The organism is Bordetella genomosp. 9 (genome assembly GCF_002261425.1).
Classification (GTDB): domain Bacteria; phylum Pseudomonadota; class Gammaproteobacteria; order Burkholderiales; family Burkholderiaceae_B; genus Bordetella_C.
The window spans coordinates 1,385,199-1,403,119 of record NZ_NEVJ01000003.1; the positions used below are offsets into that span (position 1 = coordinate 1,385,199).

The 17,921-nt window shown below is 63.8% G+C and carries 16 protein-coding genes; 7 read left to right on the forward strand and 9 right to left on the reverse strand.

The features are described from left to right. Positions 1-87: 87 nt before the first annotated feature. From CAL26_RS28375 to CAL26_RS17410, 3 genes are read right to left on the reverse strand one after another with little or no spacing between them, the layout of a single operon-like run. Positions 88-261 (reverse strand): hypothetical protein, encoded by a 174-nt coding sequence (locus CAL26_RS28375; protein ID WP_179283383.1) that lies wholly within the window; start codon positions 259-261, stop codon positions 88-90. A gap of 15 nt (positions 262-276) precedes the next feature. Beyond that, positions 277-1,734, reverse strand: coding sequence for a metalloprotease TldD (gene tldD, locus CAL26_RS17405; RefSeq protein ID WP_094848079.1), 1,458 nt, complete (start codon positions 1,732-1,734; stop codon positions 277-279). Between the two features lie 18 nt (positions 1,735-1,752). Next, a complete protein-coding gene (locus CAL26_RS17410; RefSeq protein WP_094848080.1) occupies positions 1,753-2,580 on the reverse strand; it encodes a carbon-nitrogen hydrolase family protein in 828 nt (275 codons plus the stop codon). Between the two features lie 117 nt (positions 2,581-2,697). On the opposite strand from CAL26_RS17410, the gene CAL26_RS17415 reads away from it, so the two are divergent. Further along, the gene (locus tag CAL26_RS17415; protein WP_094848081.1) at positions 2,698-3,066 is read left to right on the forward strand and encodes an H-NS histone family protein; all 369 of its coding nucleotides are present in this window, start codon (positions 2,698-2,700) and stop codon (positions 3,064-3,066) included. 164 nt (positions 3,067-3,230) lie between these two features. On the opposite strand, the gene CAL26_RS17420 is transcribed toward CAL26_RS17415, so the two are convergent. After that, on the reverse strand, positions 3,231-3,881 hold the full coding sequence (locus CAL26_RS17420; protein ID WP_094848082.1) for a DUF4136 domain-containing protein: 651 nt from the start codon (positions 3,879-3,881) through the stop codon (positions 3,231-3,233). 165 nt (positions 3,882-4,046) lie between these two features. On the opposite strand from CAL26_RS17420, the gene pepN reads away from it, so the two are divergent. Together pepN and CAL26_RS17430 are read left to right on the forward strand one after the other, a co-directional pair. After that, the gene (gene pepN, locus CAL26_RS17425) at positions 4,047-6,749 is read left to right on the forward strand and encodes an aminopeptidase N (RefSeq protein ID WP_094848083.1); all 2,703 of its coding nucleotides are present in this window, start codon (positions 4,047-4,049) and stop codon (positions 6,747-6,749) included. A 25-nt stretch (positions 6,750-6,774) separates the two neighbouring features. Continuing rightward, positions 6,775-7,797, forward strand: a complete 1,023-nt coding sequence (locus CAL26_RS17430; protein ID WP_094848084.1) for a class 1 fructose-bisphosphatase — start codon at positions 6,775-6,777, stop codon at positions 7,795-7,797. Between the two features lie 92 nt (positions 7,798-7,889). On the opposite strand, the gene CAL26_RS17435 is transcribed toward CAL26_RS17430, so the two are convergent. The 3 genes from CAL26_RS17435 to CAL26_RS17445 all read right to left on the reverse strand — a co-directional run bounded on the left by CAL26_RS17435 (position 7,890) and on the right by CAL26_RS17445 (position 10,246). Then, positions 7,890-8,105 carry a YgdI/YgdR family lipoprotein gene (locus tag CAL26_RS17435; RefSeq protein ID WP_094848085.1) on the reverse strand — a complete coding sequence of 72 codons (216 nt, stop codon included), beginning with the start codon at positions 8,103-8,105 and terminating at the stop codon, positions 7,890-7,892. A gap of 123 nt (positions 8,106-8,228) precedes the next feature. Next, positions 8,229-9,221 (reverse strand): quinone oxidoreductase family protein, encoded by a 993-nt coding sequence (locus tag CAL26_RS17440; RefSeq protein ID WP_094848086.1) that lies wholly within the window; start codon positions 9,219-9,221, stop codon positions 8,229-8,231. A gap of 71 nt (positions 9,222-9,292) precedes the next feature. Beyond that, positions 9,293-10,246, reverse strand: coding sequence for a DMT family transporter (locus CAL26_RS17445; RefSeq protein WP_094848087.1), 954 nt, complete (start codon positions 10,244-10,246; stop codon positions 9,293-9,295). Positions 10,247-10,390: 144 nt separating this feature from the next. Here CAL26_RS17445 and CAL26_RS17450 point away from each other — a divergent pair, with 144 nt between their 5' ends. From CAL26_RS17450 to CAL26_RS17465, 4 genes are all read left to right on the forward strand, one after another. Beyond that, a complete protein-coding gene (locus CAL26_RS17450) occupies positions 10,391-10,891 on the forward strand; it encodes a MarR family winged helix-turn-helix transcriptional regulator (RefSeq protein ID WP_094848088.1) in 501 nt (166 codons plus the stop codon). A gap of 144 nt (positions 10,892-11,035) precedes the next feature. Further along, positions 11,036-12,472, forward strand: a complete 1,437-nt coding sequence (locus tag CAL26_RS17455; RefSeq protein WP_094848089.1) for an efflux transporter outer membrane subunit — start codon at positions 11,036-11,038, stop codon at positions 12,470-12,472. 19 nt (positions 12,473-12,491) lie between these two features. Continuing rightward, positions 12,492-13,685, forward strand: coding sequence for an HlyD family secretion protein (locus tag CAL26_RS17460; RefSeq protein WP_094848090.1), 1,194 nt, complete (start codon positions 12,492-12,494; stop codon positions 13,683-13,685). After that, positions 13,682-15,295: a DHA2 family efflux MFS transporter permease subunit gene (locus tag CAL26_RS17465; RefSeq protein WP_094848091.1), complete on the forward strand. Its 1,614-nt coding sequence runs from the start codon at positions 13,682-13,684 to the stop codon at positions 15,293-15,295. Before CAL26_RS17460 ends, CAL26_RS17465 begins: the two co-directional genes overlap by 4 nt. Positions 15,296-15,393: 98 nt before the next feature. On the opposite strand, the gene CAL26_RS17470 is transcribed toward CAL26_RS17465, so the two are convergent. Next, positions 15,394-16,251: a hypothetical protein gene (locus tag CAL26_RS17470; RefSeq protein WP_256988515.1), complete on the reverse strand. Its 858-nt coding sequence runs from the start codon at positions 16,249-16,251 to the stop codon at positions 15,394-15,396. A gap of 536 nt (positions 16,252-16,787) precedes the next feature. Next, positions 16,788-17,849: a tartrate dehydrogenase gene (locus CAL26_RS17475; protein ID WP_094848093.1), complete on the reverse strand. Its 1,062-nt coding sequence runs from the start codon at positions 17,847-17,849 to the stop codon at positions 16,788-16,790. Positions 17,850-17,921 lie beyond the last annotated feature (72 nt).

The window sequence follows — 17,921 nt, forward strand, 5'->3', positions numbered from 1 at the left end:
GCTCCTTCCTGGGGTACGTTGCCAGGCTGGCGGACATGAAAAAAGCCGCCAGTTCGCTGGCGGCTTTTTTGAGGGGATTCGCTAACTTCAGTCTGCGCGCAACCCTTCCTCCGCCAGCGGCATCGGAAAGCCATAAAAATAAAATCGAGCGGCGGAGCCGCCCAGGCGGTGGTTGCTTGCAAAAGTCATGAAAAGTGCCGCGGATTTGCCGCGCAGAATGACATGGCGGCAAATCCTAGCACAAAAACCGTTGGCGGTCATGGCGGCAAGCCGAATTCAGGCCGTCCCGCCCACGGTCAGGCCATCCATGCGCAGCGTGGGCATACCGACCCCGACCGGCACGCTCTGGCCTTCCTTGCCGCAGGTGCCGACCCCGGAATCGAGCCGCATGTCGTTGCCTATCATGCTGACGCGGGTCATGGCGTCGGGGCCGTTGCCGATCAACGTGGCGCCCTTGACCGGGTAGCTGATTTTGCCGTTTTCGATCATGTAGGCTTCCGAGGCCGAAAACACGAACTTGCCGCTGGTGATATCCACCTGGCCGCCACCGAAATTCACGGCATACAGCCCGCGTTTCACCGATGCCAGGATTTCCTCCGGCGGCGTATTGCCCCCCAGCATATAGGTGTTGGTCATGCGGGGCATGGGCAAATGCGCGAAGGATTCACGCCGTCCGTTGCCCGTGGCGCCGGTTTTCATCAGGCGCGCGTTCATGGTGTCCTGCATATAGCCGCGCAGGATACCGTCTTCGATCAGGACATTGCGCTGCGTGGGATTGCCTTCGTCGTCCACGTTGAGTGAACCGCGGCGGTCGGGCAAGGTACCGTCGTCGATCACCGTGACGCCCTTGGAGGCCACGCGCTCGCCGATGCGGCCGGCGAAAACGCTGGACCCCTTGCGATTGAAATCGCCTTCCAGGCCATGGCCTACCGCCTCATGCAGCAGGATCCCGGGCCAGCCGGAGCCCAGCACGACAGTCATTTCACCTGCCGGGGCGGGCCGCGCATCCAGGTTCACCAGGGCCTCGTGCACCGCGTGTTCGACATACCCACGCATGATTTCGTCGGTGAAATAGCCCAGGCCGGTCCGGCCACCGCCCCCGGCATGGCCCATTTCCCGGCGGCCATCGCGTTCCACGATAACGGTCAGCGACAGGCGCACCAGGGGCCGTACGTCCGCGGCCAGCCGGCCGTCGCTGCCGGCCACCAAAATGACGTCGTATTCCGCGCCCAGGCCCGCCATGACCTGTATGACGTGCGGATCGCGCGCCCGCGCCATGCGCTCGATGCGTTCCAGCATGGCTACTTTGTCGGGTGCGCTCAACGTGAGCAAGGGATCGACGGCCGGATACAGGTCATGGGCCAGCGACGCGCCCTGCGCGCGCACCTTGGCCTTGCCGGCGCCCTGGCGCGCGATGCCCCGCACCGCGCGGGCCGAGGACAGCAAGGCGTCGGGAGACAGTGAATCGGAATAGGCGAAGGCGGTTTTTTCGCCGCTGATCGCGCGCACGCCCACGCCCTGTCCGATGGAAAAGCTGCCGGTCTTGACGATGCCTTCTTCCAGGCTCCAACCTTCGCTGCGCGTGTACTGGAAATAAAGATCGGCGTAATCGACCTTGTGCGTGAATATTTCGCCCAGCGCGCGCGCCATGTCGGCTTCGCTCAATCCCCAGGGGTCGAGCAAGACGGATTTGGCGGTCGCCAGGGCTTGGATGTCAGGGTCGGTTATTTTCATATCGGCAACTCTCGGGATTTACATGACGCGGTGGCGCAGCGCGGGCAGAGCTGTACGCACCTCGGCCAGCCGTGCGGGATCTATGTTACCCCCTGCCACGCCGGGCCCTTCCGGCAGGACGTCGACAATCTCGCCCCAGGGGTCGATCAGCATGGAATGCCCCCAGGTGCGGCGTCCGTTGGGGTGCACGCCGCCCTGGGCCGGCGCCAGTACGTAGCACTGGTTTTCGACGGCCCGCGCGCGCAGCAGCAATTCCCAATGCGCCTTGCCGGTCGTATACGTGAATGCGGCCGGCACGACGATCAGGTCCACCTGGCCCAGCGCCCGATACAACTCCGGGAACCGCAAGTCATAACAGACCGACAGGCCCACCTTGGCGAAAGGCGTATCCACCGTACGCACCTCGGTTCCCGGCCGTATGGCAATCGACTCGTCATACGACTCCTGGCCACGCCGGAAATTGAACAGATGGATTTTGTCGTACCGGACCAGCGCTTTCCCGTCAGGTCCATATACCAGCAAGGTGTTGTAGACCCGCGCCGCGTCGGGACTCACGAATGGCATCGTCCCGCCAACCAGGTAAATACCATGGCCGCGCGCCTGGTCCGCCAGAAACTCCTGTATCGGACCGGCGCCCTCGGTTTCCCGGATTGCCAGCTTGTCGTGATCTTTTTGTCCCATGAAGCAGAAATATTCTGGCAATGAGACTAATCGGGCACCGGATTCGGCCGCTTTTCCGATTAATTGGGACGCAGCATCCAGATTTTCCCTGACGATGGGCGTGCTAACCATCTGGATTGCCGCCACGCGGGTGGATGTCGAAGGGGGAGTGGAAGGAGAGTTCATCGGAAACAAATAGATTCAAGAATTCCTGGGATTATCCCCAACTCGTTTTATGCTATTGTCGACAAAATAACTATAATCGGGGCGGAAAATCAATTCCATAATAAGGAACGATATACCATGCCAAGAGAGACCTACTCCGCGCAGCAAGCCAGGATCGAAAAAGAGATCGATAAGCTACGCAAAAAGTCTGAGGCGCTGCAGATGAAGCGTCGCAAGCCCGTAGTAGCCTCCATCGTTCGTTCGATGCGTGAATACAGCATCACGCCCGAGGAAATCGCCGCCGCCTTCGGCAAGCCCGCCACGCGCCGTGGCCCGGTCCGCAAGAGCGCCGCGGGAGCATCCGCCGCGCCCGCCAAGCGCGCGGTTGCGCCGAAATACCGTCACCCCGATACCAAGGAAACCTGGAGCGGCCGGGGCAAGCCGCCGCGCTGGCTTACCGCGGCCGAAGCCGCGGGCGCGACGCGCGAAACCTTTCTCATCCAATAAAGGGACCGTTGCCGTCCTATCGACGGCTGACGATCCGGTTGACGATTCCTGCCTTGCCAGCCCCACGCCACAGCGCGGGGCTTTTTCTTTCGCGAGAATAAAACGCGTGCCGTTGCCTTATGCCTGGGCTTATGCCTTATGGCCTTGAGACGGCATGCCGCGCCCTATCGACCCATGGTATAGCGGACCTCCCGCTCTGAACCGTTGTTCGCGGGGAAGTTATCGAAGATAGCGCGTACCAGATAAGGCATCACCGCCAGCAGGCGGTCGTTGCCGGACACGCTATAGGCGGTGGCGCGATAGACTTCCTTGCCGCCCTGGCTCGCATCGCGTATTTCCACGGTCAAGGCATTGCGGTATGCCACCGAAGGCGTATCGACCCAATCGGGTCCCCACATTCCGGGCCCCCACGGGCTGCCCCAATAACGGCCGCCGTAGAAACCCGGCCCGTAGCCGCCATAAAAGTAAGGATCAACCGGGCGCCGGACATTTACCTGCGTCTGCGTCACGCCGTATTTGAACGATACGTCGAACCGGGCGGGCTGCCCCGCCTGCGCTTCCACCAGTCCGGTCGGGCTGATGCCGCTGCGCACCATATCCTGGAAACTCTGGTACTCAAGATTGTTATTCTGGCTGGGGTCGGCCGGCACGAAACGATAACGCTGGCCCGTCGCGCCCGCCGGCCAATCCTGGAACGACGTCACTCGCGCCGACACGGTGGGTGTGGTCGCGCATCCGGCAACCAGGCCCGCCAGCAGCAGAAGGGCCAACGCCTGAGCAAAGCGGAGGATGCGGGATGAATCGGCTCGGTACATAAAATCTCCTGCGAAACGGCGAGGCGTCGCCGATCTCGGACAAGCATCATAATGGCTGTCCATGCCGTTGGACAGGAAACCGGAAGCAAAGTTTTGCGGCTTGCGGCAAGGGCGCGGCGCAAGCCCGACCTACAATACGTCCAACCCATCACGATAGGCCAGGCCATGCGTACCGAAAGCTCCGTTACCGTCTACCGCAAGGATTACCAGCCCTACCCTTTCGATATCCCGGAGGTCGCGCTGGCGTTCGATCTCGATCCGGAAGCGACCACGGTGACTTCCCGGCTGGCGGTGCGGCGCCGCGCCGGCCACGAAGGCGCACCGCTGCAGCTGGACGGCAGCGAGCTCGAACTGGTGTCGGTGGCCGTGGACGGCCGCGCACTGGGGCATGGCGAGTACAGCGTGGACGAACATATGCTGATGCTGCCCAACCTGGGCGCCAGCGCCAGCATCGAAATCGTCAGCCGCTGCAGGCCGTCGGCGAATTCGACCTTGATGGGGCTTTACGTGTCCGGCGGCAACTTCTTCACGCAATGCGAGGCGGAAGGCTTCCGGCGCATCACGTGGTTCGCCGACCGTCCCGACGTCATGTCGCGCTACCGCGTGACCTTGCGCGCGGGCAGCGAATATCCGGTGCTGCTCAGCAATGGCAACCTGCTCGAGCAGCGCACCCTGGCGGACGGGCGGGCCGAAGCCGTGTGGGAAGATCCGTTTCCCAAGCCGTGCTACCTGTTCGCCTTGGTGGCCGGACGCCTGACGCACCGGGAAACGCGACTGAAGACCGCCTCCGGGCGGGAGGTCCTGCTGCAGGTCTATAGCGATCCTGGCTCGGAATCGAAAACCGAATGGGCGCTGGAATCGCTGGTGCGATCGGTGCGCTGGGATGAACACCGGTTCGGCCTGGAACTGGACCTGGATCGCTTCATGGTGGTCGCGGTGCGTGATTTCAATATGGGGGCCATGGAAAACAAAGGCCTGAACATATTCAATGCCGCGTATGTCCTGGCCGATCCCGACACCGCCACCGACGCCAATTACGAAGCGATCGAGGCCGTTATCGGCCACGAATATTTCCATAATTGGACGGGCAATCGCGTCACCTGCCGCGATTGGTTCCAGCTCAGTCTCAAGGAAGGGCTGACGGTATTCCGCGACCAGGAATTCAGCGCCGACGTGATGGCCGATGGCATGGACGCGCAGGCGGCCGCCAGCGCGCGCGCGGTCAAGCGCATCGACGACGTCGTCACGCTGCGCGCGGCGCAGTTTCCGGAAGACGCCGGACCGATGGCGCATCCGATACGTCCGGAAAGCTATCAGGAGATCGGCAACTTCTATACCGCCACGGTTTATGAAAAGGGCGCCGAAGTCATCCGCATGCAGCACACATTGCTGGGCGAAGCCGGATTCCGCGCGGGCATGGACGAGTATTTCCGCCGCCACGACGGCCAGGCCGTGACCTGCGACGATTTTGTCGCCGCCATGGAATCCGTCTATAGCCGCCAGCATCCTGGGCGCGATCTGCAGGTGTTCCGCCGCTGGTACAGCCAGGCCGGCACGCCGCGCGTCGCGGTCGACCTCCAGTATGACGCGGACGCGCGGCGCTGCACGGTGACGCTGTCGCAGCGATGCGCCCCGGTCGGCGTGGAGAAAAACGCGCCCCCGGCTGGCGGCAAGAAGCCTTTTCACATCCCGTTCGCCGTGGGTCTGCTCGACCGCGACGGACAGCCCATCGCGCTGCGCATGGATGGCACGGAAAGCGAAACGGTATTGCTGGAACTGACGCAGGAGCGCCAGCAGTGGGTATTGGAGGATATTCCCAGCGCGCCCGTGCCCTCGCTGCTGCGCGGCTTCTCGGCGCCGGTGATTGTGGAATATCCATGGAGCGACGAAGAGCTCGCCCTGCTGTCGGCCCACGACACCGACCCGTTCGCGCGCTGGGAAGCCGGGCAGGAACTGGCCACGCGAGAGATCCTGCGCCTGACCGCGGCCCGGCAGGCGGGTGAGCCACTGCAGAGCAGCCCCGCTTTCATCGCGGCGTGGCGTGCGCTGCTGGAAGACCCGCGGCTGGATGCCGCCTATCGCGCCCGCGCGCTGTCCCTGCCTTCCGAAAAAACCTTGGCGGAACGCATGGCCGCGATGGACCCGCCGTCGCTGGCGGCCGCGCGTGACTTCCTGCGCGACGAGATCGGCACGCAGTTGGCCAGCCTGTGGCGCAAGGCGTTCGCCGACAGCCAGACGCCGGGCCCCTACAGCCCGGCGCCGGAACCCGCCGGCAAGCGCGCGCTGAAAAACATGGCCTTGAGCCACCTGCTGGCAAGCGGCGACGCCCAGGCCGCGCAATGGGCGCTGGACCAGTACGAACAGGCGGGCAATATGACCGACCGCCTGGGCGCCATGACCGCCCTGGTGAACTACGGCGACGAAGACGTCGCGACGCGCACGTTGAGCCACTTCTACGAACAATGGCAGCATGACCCGCTGGTCATCGACAAATGGTTTGCGCTGCAGGCCACCGCGCGCGCCACCACGGTCGACACCGTGCGTGGCCTGATGGCGCACCCCGCATTCACGTTGCGCAATCCCAATCGCGCCCGCGCGCTGGTATTCCAGTTCTGCCTGAATAATGCGCGCGGCCTGCATGCGGCCGATGGCTCCGGTTATCGCTACTGGCAGGAACAGGTGCTGGCGCTGGATGCGTTGAATCCGGAAGTCGCCGCCCGGCTGGCGCGCGCCATGGACAACTGGTCGCGCTTCGTGCCGTCCTTGCGGGAGCCGATGCGCGCAGCCTTACAGGCCGTGCGGGCCCATGACGGCCTGTCCCGCAACGTGAGCGAAATCGTATCCAAGGCGCTGGAACTGGCTGCCTGAAAATCGTGTGTTCTAGGAGAACCTTTTGAAACGTAAAACCCTGACTCAGTATTTGGTCGAGCAGCAGCGCGAAGCCCAGGCCGTGGGCCCGGAAGTGCGGCTGCTCATCGAAGTGGTGGCCCGCGCCTGCAAGGCGATCAGCCATGCCGTCAGCAAAGGTGCGTTGGGCGGGGTCCTGGGCAGCCTGGAATCCGAGAATGTGCAGGGCGAGGTCCAGAAGAAGCTGGACGTGCTGTCCAATGAAATCCTGCTCGAAGCCAACGAATGGGGCGGCCACCTGGCCGCCATGGCATCGGAGGAAATGGAAACCATCCACCTGATTCCCAACCGCTATCCCAAGGGCGAATACCTGCTGTTGTTCGATCCGCTGGATGGCTCGTCGAATATCGACGTCAATGTATCCATCGGCACCATTTTTTCGGTATTGCAGGCGCCGCATGACACGCATGGCCAGCCGGTCACGGAAGAAGATTTCCTGCAGGCCGGCAACCGGCAGGTTGCCGCCGGCTATGCCGTCTACGGGCCGCAGACCATGCTGGTCCTGACGGTCGGCAACGGCGTGATCGGCTTTACCCTGGACCGTGAAATGGGATCCTGGGTATTGACGCATGAAAACATGCAGATTCCGGCCGACACCAAGGAATTCGCCATCAATATGTCGAACATGCGCCACTGGGCGCCGCCGGTGAAGCAGTATGTCGACGATTGCCTGGCCGGCAAATCGGGACCGCGCGGCAAGGACTTCAATATGCGCTGGGTGGCGTCGATGGTGGCCGACGTCCATCGCATCCTGACGCGCGGCGGCGTTTTCATGTACCCCTGGGATGCGCGCGAGCCTTCCAAGCCGGGGAAACTGCGGCTGATGTATGAAGCCAATCCCATGAGCCTGATCGTGGAACAGGCGGGCGGCGCGTCCATCAACGGCACGCAGCGCATCCTGGATATCGAGCCGACCCAGTTGCACGAGCGCGTCAGCGTGATATTGGGCTCGCGCAATGAAGTGGAAATGGTCGCCCAATACCACCGCGACCACGGCGACGCGCGGTAGATACCCGCGGCACCAAGCAAAACCGGCACCCCAGGCGCCGGTTTCGTTTTCCCGGACGGGATAAAGTTTTCCCGACGGGATAAATACAGGCCTTACTTGACCTGTTCGATGGACTTCACGTCGTCCTTGTTGATCTGGACGTCGCGGCCGTTCTGCTCGTACTGGTACATGCCCGACTTCTTGTCGTAATCCGGCTTGTCCGGCGTCACGATTTGCGAACCGTCCCGCGTGTTCACGACCGAGGGCGAAGAGCACCCGGCCAGAATGGCAACCGCGGCAAACGATATAGCGCTCAATTTAAGAGTCATGTCATCTCCTTGCATGATGGACACGACCAATTTATCGAACGCGCGACACGGTGGCAGTGACCGGATGTGCAGAAAGTGCGAGCATCTGTTAATCGCGATCCTCGCACTTTCGCGCCGCCTGCTTCAGTTATCCAGCATGAGCACGGTAGCGCCCGTGGTCTTGCGCGAGGCAAGCGCCATCTGCGCGTCGGCCGCCTGTGCCAGGGGATAACGCTGGTCGATACGCATGCGTATCTTCTTCTTCAGCACCAGGCCGAACAATTCGTCCGAAGCCGCCTTGAGCTTGGCGGGCGTATTGACGTGCGGGCCCAGGGACGGCCGGGTCAGGTAAAGGCAACCCTTCTGGTTCAGGATGCCGACATTGACGCCGGTGACCGGACCGGACGCATTGCCGAAACTGACCATCAAGCCGCGCGGCTCGATGCAATCCAGCGAGATTTCCCAGGTGTCCTTGCCGACGCCGTCATAGACCACCGGCACCTTCTTGCCGCCGGTCAACTCGAGCACGCGCTCGACGACATTTTCACGGGAATAATCGATGGTCTGCCACGCGCCATGGGCGCGCGCGAGTTCGGCCTTTTCCGGGCTGGACACCGTGCCGATCAGTTTGACGCCCAAGGCCTTGGCCCATTGGCAGGCGATCAATCCCACGCCGCCGGCGGCCGCGTGGAACAGGATGGTTTCCCCGCCCTGCAGGCGGTAGGTCTGGCGGAACAGGTATTGCACCGTCAGGCCTTTGAGCATCATCGCCGCCGCTTCGTCGAAGCCGATGCCCTTGGGCAGCTGGACCACATTGGCGGCCGGCACATTGCGCATTTCGGCATAAGCGCCCAGCGGGCTCTGGCCGTAGGCGACGCGGTCGCCCTTCTTGATGTGCGTGACGTCGCTACCGACCGCTTCCACCACGCCCGCGCCTTCGAAGCCCAGGCCGTGGGGCAGCGGGTGCGGGTACAAGCCGGTCCGGTAATAGATGTCGATGAAATTCAAGCCGGCGGCGTGCTGGCGCACCGTCACCTCGTTGGGACCGGGCGGAGGCACCTCCACGTCAACCAACTTCAGGACTTCCGGGCCGCCGTGGGCCTCCAGCTGGATTGCCTTGACAGTATTGCTGACCATACACGCTCCTTCTTTGTGTTCGTCGGGGTTGAGAGTTGAATCATCGATACGCGGCGCGGCCGCGCGGCGTTTCAATTTTTCTTCGACGCGGCCGGGCGACGGGCCGTCAATACGAATACGCCCGCCAGCACGAAAGCGGTGCCCGCCAGCTGCCATGCGGTGACCGGCTCGCCGAGAAACCAGAATGCCAGGAACAATACCGATACGGGACCCAGCATGCCCAGTTGCGCGGCCAATGGCGGGCCGATACGGGATACGGCGGCCATGATCATGAACACCGGCAGGACGGTGTTGACGGTGGCATGGATCAGCGACAAGCCATAGAAGCCCAACGGCTGGATCAGCGCGCCGGGGGGATGTACCAGGAAGAACTGCACCAGGCAGGCGATGCTGGACACCGACATCGCGTATGCGGTCAGGCGCATCGGCCCTACCCTCTTCACCAGTTCACCCGAACCGATCAAATACAAGGCATAGGAAAAGGCCGAGCCAAAGACGAAGGCCGAGCCGAGCAGCACGGCGCTGCCGCTGGTCTGCGCCATGTCGTGGGCGAAAACCAGCACCACGCCCAGGTAGGACAGCAGCAAGGCCAGCCACTGGCGGCCGGCGATGGGCCGCTTCAGCCAGAAGGCCGTGATCAGCAACACCAGGGTGGGCGCCAGGAACAGGATCAGCCGCTCCAGCCCGACGCTGATATAGCGCAAGCCCAGGAAATCCAGAAAGCTGGACAGGTAGTAGCCGATCAGTCCCAGCAGCACGACCTTGAGGCACTCCTTGCGAGTCAGCACCGGAATCTCGCCCCGGACGGCCCGGCGCGACTGCCGCCAGGCAATGAAGGCGAAGAAAGGCAGCGAAAACAGCATGCGGAACGCAATCAGGGTGACCGCGTCCACGCCGTATTCATAGGTGAATTTGACGACGATGGCCTTGCCGGAAAACAGGATGGCGCCCAGGGCCGCCAAGGAAAAGCCCGCGGCACGGTTGGAGAAAGCGGGCGCGGCGGGTGTTGCGACGGTGGAATTCATGGCGCGATTTTATGTGGCGCCCGCGGGTCTTTGCACGGCATTTCTGGCGCACGCGCGTGTTACGCGCCGCCCGGCCCCGGCAGTCAGCCTATCGTCAGAAAACTTAACTTGACAATAACTGTCTAGGCAATTAACTTATTCGACATGAATACAGAACCCATTGCCCCGTCAGACGAATCGCCACCTTACCGTTGCGACCGCACCCGGGTCGAGGACAACCCCGGTTACCTCATCCGTCTGGTCTTCAATTCCCTGAATCGGGCCTTGGACCAGGAGATGGCGCCGCTTGGCCTGACGGCAACCCAATGGCGTCCCGTCGCCATGGTGGCACTGGGGCGCGCCGATACCGCGGCTGAACTTGCCCGCCTGAACGAAGTCGATACCGGCGCGATGACGCGCACGCTGGACCGGCTGGAAGCCAAGAAACTGCTACGCCGCCAGCGCAGCGAGCAGGATCGCCGGGTCATCAAGATCGAGCTGACGGAAGAAGGCGAAGCGATGGTGCGGGAGATCCCGATGAACATCTCGCGCACGCTCAATCACTATCTGCGCGGGTTTTCCGAACATGAGGTCGAACTGTTGACGCATTTCCTGCGCCGCATGCTGGCCAATGGTTCGGCCCCGGTCCCGCCACCCAAGGGCTAGCGCGGGAGCCTGTTTTTTTCGCCCAATTAGCTGTCTAGTCAATTAATAACTGGTCAATCAAATGACAACCCGCTTACACCCGTTTCTTCGCCGCGAAACGCCTGTCCAGCTTTCCATCGTCGTCGGCACCCACTGCTAATCGCTATGAAACGCCTCTCTACTTTGCTATTGGTGATCGCCTTGAGCGGTTGCGCCTTCATGGAGAAAGGACCCACGCCCGTGGCCGAGCTTACGGAGCAGAAACTGGGCCTGTCGGACCAGGCGGCCGCCTGGCCGACGACGCAGTGGTGGCAGCGCTACGGCGATCCCCAACTGGATGGCCTGGTGCAGGAAGCGTTGGCGAACAATCCGTCCATCAGCGCGGCGCAGGCCCGGCTGGCGCAGGCCAATGCCGCCGTCAGCGGCGCCCGTGCCCCGCTGCTGCCCCGCGTGGATGCCAACTATTCGCTGCAGCGCGAACACATCTCCAAGACGTACATCTATCCGGATCCGCTGGGGGGATCGGTGCAGAGCGACAACAGCCTGGGATTGAACTTCAGCTATGAGCTGGATTTCTGGGGCAAGAACCGCTCCGCCCTGCAGTCCGCCCTGTCGCGCGAACAGGCGGCCGAGGCCGACAGGCAGGCGGCCCGCACGATGTTGTCCAGCGCCATGGTGCAGAGCTACCTGAGCCTGCAGAACGCCTTCGCCCAGCGCAAGGTGCTCCAGCGCATCATCGCGCAGCGTGACGACGCCCTGTCCATCACGCGGCAGCGTTTCAGCGCCGGCCTGGATACCCAGGTGGAGGTCAAGCAGGCGGAATCGCAGCTGGCCTCGGCCAAGGTGCAGGCCACTCAGGTGGAGACCACGCTGGCGCAATTGCGCAACCAGGTCGCGGCGCTGGCCGGCGCGGGTCCGGCGCGCGGCCAGAGCCTGCAGGAAACCAACCTGACGGTGCCGGCGGGCGGCCTTCCGGCTTCGGTCCCGCTGGAATTGCTGGGCCATCGCGCCGACGTCGTCGCCGCGCGCTGGCGCGCGGAAGCCGCCCGCAAGACCATCGATGTGGCCAAGGCGGACTTCTACCCCAACGTCAACATCACCGCTTTTATCGGCTTCCAGGCCCTGGGCACCAACAATCTGCTGCAAGCCGCCAGCCACGCCGCCAACATCGGCCCCGCGATCTCCCTGCCGATATTCCATGGCGGCGAACTGAACGCGAACCTGGCCGGCCGCCGCGCGGACACCGACCTGGCGGTGTCGGACTACAACCAGACCGTGCTCGATGCCGTCCGGCAGGTCGCGGATGCGCTGGACGCCTTGCGGCTGATCGACCGTGAAACGGTGGAACAGCGCCAGGCGCGCGAGTCCATCGACGCGGCATACGACCTGGCGGTGAACCGCTACAAGGCCGGGCTGGGCAACTACCTGACCGTGCTGGTGGCGCAGAACGACGTGCTGACGCAGGCCCGTCTGGAAACGGATCTGCGCTTCCGCGCCTACAAGCTGGACGCCGAGCTGGCCAATGCATTGGGCGGCGGCTACGTGCCGGCGCCCGCCAATGCGGAGCTCGCCCAGCAGGACACCTCGAACACTACCCATTGAAGATCATCGGACCGACGTCATGAATGCCCCTCAAACTTCCAATCCCAAACGCAAGCGCCTGATGCTGATCGCAACGGGTGTGTTCGTGCTGCTCGCCATCGCCTACGGTGCCTGGTGGTGGCTGGTCGGCTCGCATTTCGAAGACACCGACGATGCCTATGTCCACGGCAACCTGGTGCAGATCACGCCCCAGGTGCCCGGCACCGTGGTGGCCATCGAGGCCGACGATACCGAGACGATCGAAGCGGGCGCGCCGCTGGTTCGCCTCGACCCGTCCGACACCGACATCGCCCTGCGCCAGGCCGAAGCCAAGCTGGCGCAGACCGTGCGGCAGGTGCGCACGCTCTACGTCCAGAACGACGCCCTGGCGGCCGACATCGCCGTGCGCAAGGCCGATCTGGAACGTGCGCAGGCCGACCTGACGCGGGCCCGCAGCGACCTGGCGCGTCGCCAGACGCTGGCCAAATCGGGCGGCGTCAGCGGCGAGGAAATTCTGCACGCGCAGACGACGCTGAAGTCGGCCGAGTCCGGCGTGGCGCAGGCCCAGGCCGCGCTGGAAGCCTCCAAGGCCAAGCTGGCGACCAACCAGGCCCTGACGCACGGCACCACGGTTGAAAACCATCCGGACGTACGCGAGGCCGAAGCCGAGCTGCGCAACGCCTGGCTGGCGCAATCGCGCACCGTGCTGCCGGCGCCGGTCACCGGCATGGTCGCGCGCCGCAGCGTGCAGGTCGGCCAGCGCGTGGCCCCGGGCAATACCTTGATGAACGTCGTGCCGCTGGACCAGGTCTGGGTGGAAGCCAACTTCAAGGAAGGCCAGCTGCGCGAGATGCGCGTGGGCCAGCCGGCAACGCTGACGGCCGATCTCTACGGCGGCAGCGTCACCTACCATGGCAAGGTCATCGGGCTGGACGCGGGTACGGGTAGCGCATTCGCCCTGCTGCCGGCGCAGAACGCCACCGGCAACTGGATCAAGGTCGTGCAGCGCGTGCCCGTGCGCATCGCGCTGGATCCGCAGGAGCTGAAGGCGCACCCGCTGCGGATCGGCCTGTCCATGGACGTCGAAGTCGACCTGAGCAAGAAGGACGGCGCGTCGGTCACCGAACAGACGCCGCGCGCGGAGCCGGCGCTGGCGACCAAGGCCTTCGAGCCCGACCACACACAGGTCGACGCCATGATCCAGAAAATCGTTCAAGAGAACCTCGCGCAATGAATCCCGCCAGCAACGCCGACGATGCTCGCGCCGACGCGCCGGCCGCTCCGGCCGAGCAGCGGCCGGCCAGCTATCCGCCCCTGGAAGGCAGCCTGCGGGTGATCGGATCCATCGCGCTGTCGACGGCGGTGTTCATGAATGTGCTGGACACGTCGATCGCCAACGTGTCCATCCCGACCATCTCCGGCGACCTGGGCGTCAGCACCAGCCAGGGCACATGGGTCATCACGTCCTTCGCGGTGGCCAACGCCATTACCGTGCCCCTGACCGGCTGGCTGACGCAGCGCTTCGGCCAGGTGCGCCTGTTCGTGACGTCGACGCTGCTGTTCGTCATCGCGTCGTGGCTGTGCGGTTTCGCGCCCACGCTCGAAACCTTGATCGCGTTTCGCGTGCTGCAAGGGGCGGTGGCGGGCCCGATGATTCCCTTGTCGCAGACGCTGATGCTGGCCAGCTTTCCCAAGCAGAAGGCAGGCATGGCGCTGGCGGTCTGGTCGATGACGACGCTGGTGGCGCCGGTGGCGGGACCGCTGCTGGGCGGCTGGATATCCGACAACTATTCATGGCCCTGGATTTTCTATATCAACGTCCCGGTGGGATTGATCGCGGCCTGGTTCAGCTGGCGCATCTACAAGGACCGTGAGTCGGTCACCCACAAACTGCCCATCGACAAGGTCGGCCTGGTGCTGCTGGTGGTGTGGGTCGGCGCCATGCAGATCATGCTGGACAAAGGCAAGGAACTGGACTGGTTCCAAAGCCCGACCATCATCGGACTGGCCGTGGTGACGGTGATCGCGTTCGTCTTCTTCATCATCTGGGAGCTGACGGAACACCATCCCATCGTCGACCTGCGTTTGTTCAAGGGACGCAACTTCACGATAGGCGCCGCGACGCTGGCCATCGCCTACGGCGTGTTCTTCGGCAACGTGGTGCTGCTGCCGCTGTGGCTGCAAAGCAATATGAACTACACCGCGACCGATGCCGGCATCGTGACGGCGCCGGTAGGAATACTGGCCATCGTCCTGACGCCCGTGGTCGGCCGCATGCTGGCCACGCGCGATCCGCGGCAGATCGTCACCTTCGCTTTCTGCGTCTTCGCGCTGGTCTGCTATATGCGCGCCAGCTTCACGCCGCAGACCGACATGGGCGCGTTGATGATCCCCACGATCATCCAGGGCGCGGCCATGGCGGCCTTCTTCGTGCCGTTGACGTCCATTACGCTGTCGGGACTGGAGCCGTGGCGTATCCCGGCCGCCGCCGGACTGTCGAACTTCTGCCGCCTGACCGCGGGCGCCTTCGGCACGTCCATCGCCACCACGCTGTGGGAAAACCGCGCCACGCTGCACCATGCGCGGCTGGCCGAGACGGCGGTGCCCGGTTCGCATGCCTATGACCAGATCATGCACGGCCTGTCGACGCTGGGCATGTCGGCGAGCCAGGCGCTGCACACCTTGAACGGCATGCTGGATACCCAGGCGTTCACGATGTCGGCGCTGGACGTCTTCTACGGTTCGGCCATCGTGTTCCTGCTGCTGACCGGGCTGGTGTGGTTCGCACGCCCGACGCGCGCCAAGGATGCGGGCGCGGCGGAAGCCGCCGCCGGCGCCCACTGAGCAAAGGCGGTCCGGCGCCGCCACCGACCCAAGGAAAAGGCCCCCGGTCGCATGCAGCCTGCTGCACGCCACCGGGGGCCTTTTCCATGGCGGCTGGTTCAGGAAACCAGCGTGCGCCAATCCAGTTTGGGCATGATCCGATCCGACAGGGCGCTGTTCAGCGACAGGTTGAACACGTCGACGCCGCGCGCCTTGAGCAAGGCGGCCGCATGCGAGAAGGACGGTTCGATCAGCCGATCGAAATTGCGCACCAGGCGGCTGTTCTCCGGCTGGGCTTCCTTGTAGAAGCGGCGTGCGCCGGAGAATCCCAGGTCCAGGCCGTGCATATAGATGCGGCCGACGCCGCCCGCCACCAGGATCTGCAGCGCGGCATAGGCCACGGTATCGGCATCGAACACCCCGCTGGCCAGGTCGAAGCTATAGCCCAGCGAACGCTGCGAATCGAAGAGCGACAGCGCCGGGTTGGCCTGGGCCATGGCGGACAGTTCTTCGGGATTGAAATGCGGCAGATAGGCGCGTTCGGACACGACTTCGATGACGCAGACGCGGCAGCGGTAACGTTCCGGCCAAGGCATGCCCTGGACCATGTAGCGCAGGACATCCGGCGTGACGAACAAGGTCAGATCGCGTTCGACGACCTCGCGCATCAGGTCGATGCGGCGGCGCACGAAATTCTGGTCGATCACGCAGTAATAGCGGAACGGGATGTCGAATTGGCGCGCCAGGGAAATCGAGCCATTGACGCCCATGGCCGCCTTGATCGGCAGCTTGTCGCACTGGATTTCCCCGACCGACGGCCCGCTCAGTATCACGTGCACCGTGTCGTGGCGTTCGTCGAACGCATCCTGCAACGGCGTCACCGGGACGGCGTGGCGGAAGGCCGAAAACGCGTTGATCGCGCCCTGTTCGTCGCGCGCGATGGACACGTAAGGCCACAGGTGGCGATTGTGCTGCATGCGGCGGCTGCGGAACAGCGCGTAGAACTTGCGCCAGAACCGGTCAAGCGGCTTATCCCCTACCGTGCCATCGTCGGCGACAGCAACGCTACCGCTTTCGGGAAGCAGTGGCGCCTTCCCCGCAACCAGGGAATCCGCGTTGTCGGCAGCCAAACTTGTGGAAGATAACAATGCCAAACTCGAACGTGAGGGCGCAAACGTACAAAAATGTACAGCGCGATCTGGAAGTACCGGGGACGCAGCACGGAAATCCGCGCTCGGCCGTAGTTAAACTATACCTTCCCGGCGCAGTCAATAGTTTGAAATTCCCGAGGAATTTACAAACTTCCGGGGCCCTGACGGGACCTTGCGGCTTCTATGCCGCAGCAAAAAAAGGGACGCCCCAACCATAGCACGTATCGCCCTGCATTGGCTTGGGAACATCCTTAGGGCCAATGTTTACATTTGCTTGCGGCGGCCTCTCACGGGGGCCTCTCGCGGGCGCCTCTTGGGGGCCGCCTGCGCGGCGCCCCTTCGGCAAGCCCCTTCGGCGCCCCTCAGGCGAGCCGTTCGGCGACCGCGCGGCCGACATCTTCCGTGCTGGCCTGCCCATTCATATCGGGCGTGCGCGGCCCGTTCGCCAGGACGTCCTCGATCGCCGCGACCACCGCGGCGGCGGCGTCCGGATAGCCCAGGAAATCCAGCATCAGGGCGCCGCTCCAGATCTGCCCGATCGGGTTCGCGATGCCCTTGCCGTAGATGTCGGGCGCCGACCCGTGGACCGGCTCGAACAGGGACGGGAACTTGCGCTCCGGATTCAGGTTGGCGGAAGGCGCGATGCCGATGGTCCCGGTGCAGGCCGGGCCCAAGTCGGAAAGAATGTCGCCGAACAGGTTGGATGCCACGACCACGTCGAACATGTCGGGGCGCTGGACGAAGTGGGCGCACAGGATATCGATGTGGTACTTGTCCCAGCGTACGTCCGGGTAGCGCTGCGCCATTTCGGCAACTCGCTCGTCCCACCACGGCATGGAGATGGAAATGCCGTTGGACTTGGTGGCCGCCGTCAGATGCTTGCCGCGCTTGCGCGCCAGCTCGAAAGCGAACTTCAGGACGCGCTCCGCGCCGACGCGGGTAAAAACGCTTTCCTGGATGACGATTTCGCGGTCGGTGCCGGCAAACAGCTTGCCGCCGCTATTGGAATACTCGCCTTCGGTATTTTCGCGAACGATGAAGAAATCGATGTCGCCGGGCTTGCGGTTGGCCAGCGGGGAAACCACGCCCGGCATCAGGCGAACGGGGCGCAGATTGATGTATTGGTCGAAATCGCGGCGAAAGCGGAACAGCGAGCCCCAGAGGGCTTCGTGGTCCGGCACCGCGTCGGGCCAGCCGATGGCGCCAAAGAAGATCGCCTCGTGCCCGCCGATCTGCGCGGCCCAGTCGTCGGGCATCATCTTGCCATGCCGGGCGTAGTAGTCGCAGCTCCAGTCGAAATGGTCCCATTGGAAGTCGATGCCGAACTTCGCCGCGGCGGCGTCCAGCACGCGCAGCCCTTCCGGGACGACCTCCTTGCCGATACCGTCGCCGGGGATTACCGCGATTCTGTGTTTCTTAGCCACGCCGAGTCTCCATATCCATGTGTTGTCGTTGATCTTCGTTGACGTTCATCGATGTCCGTCGATATCCGCTGG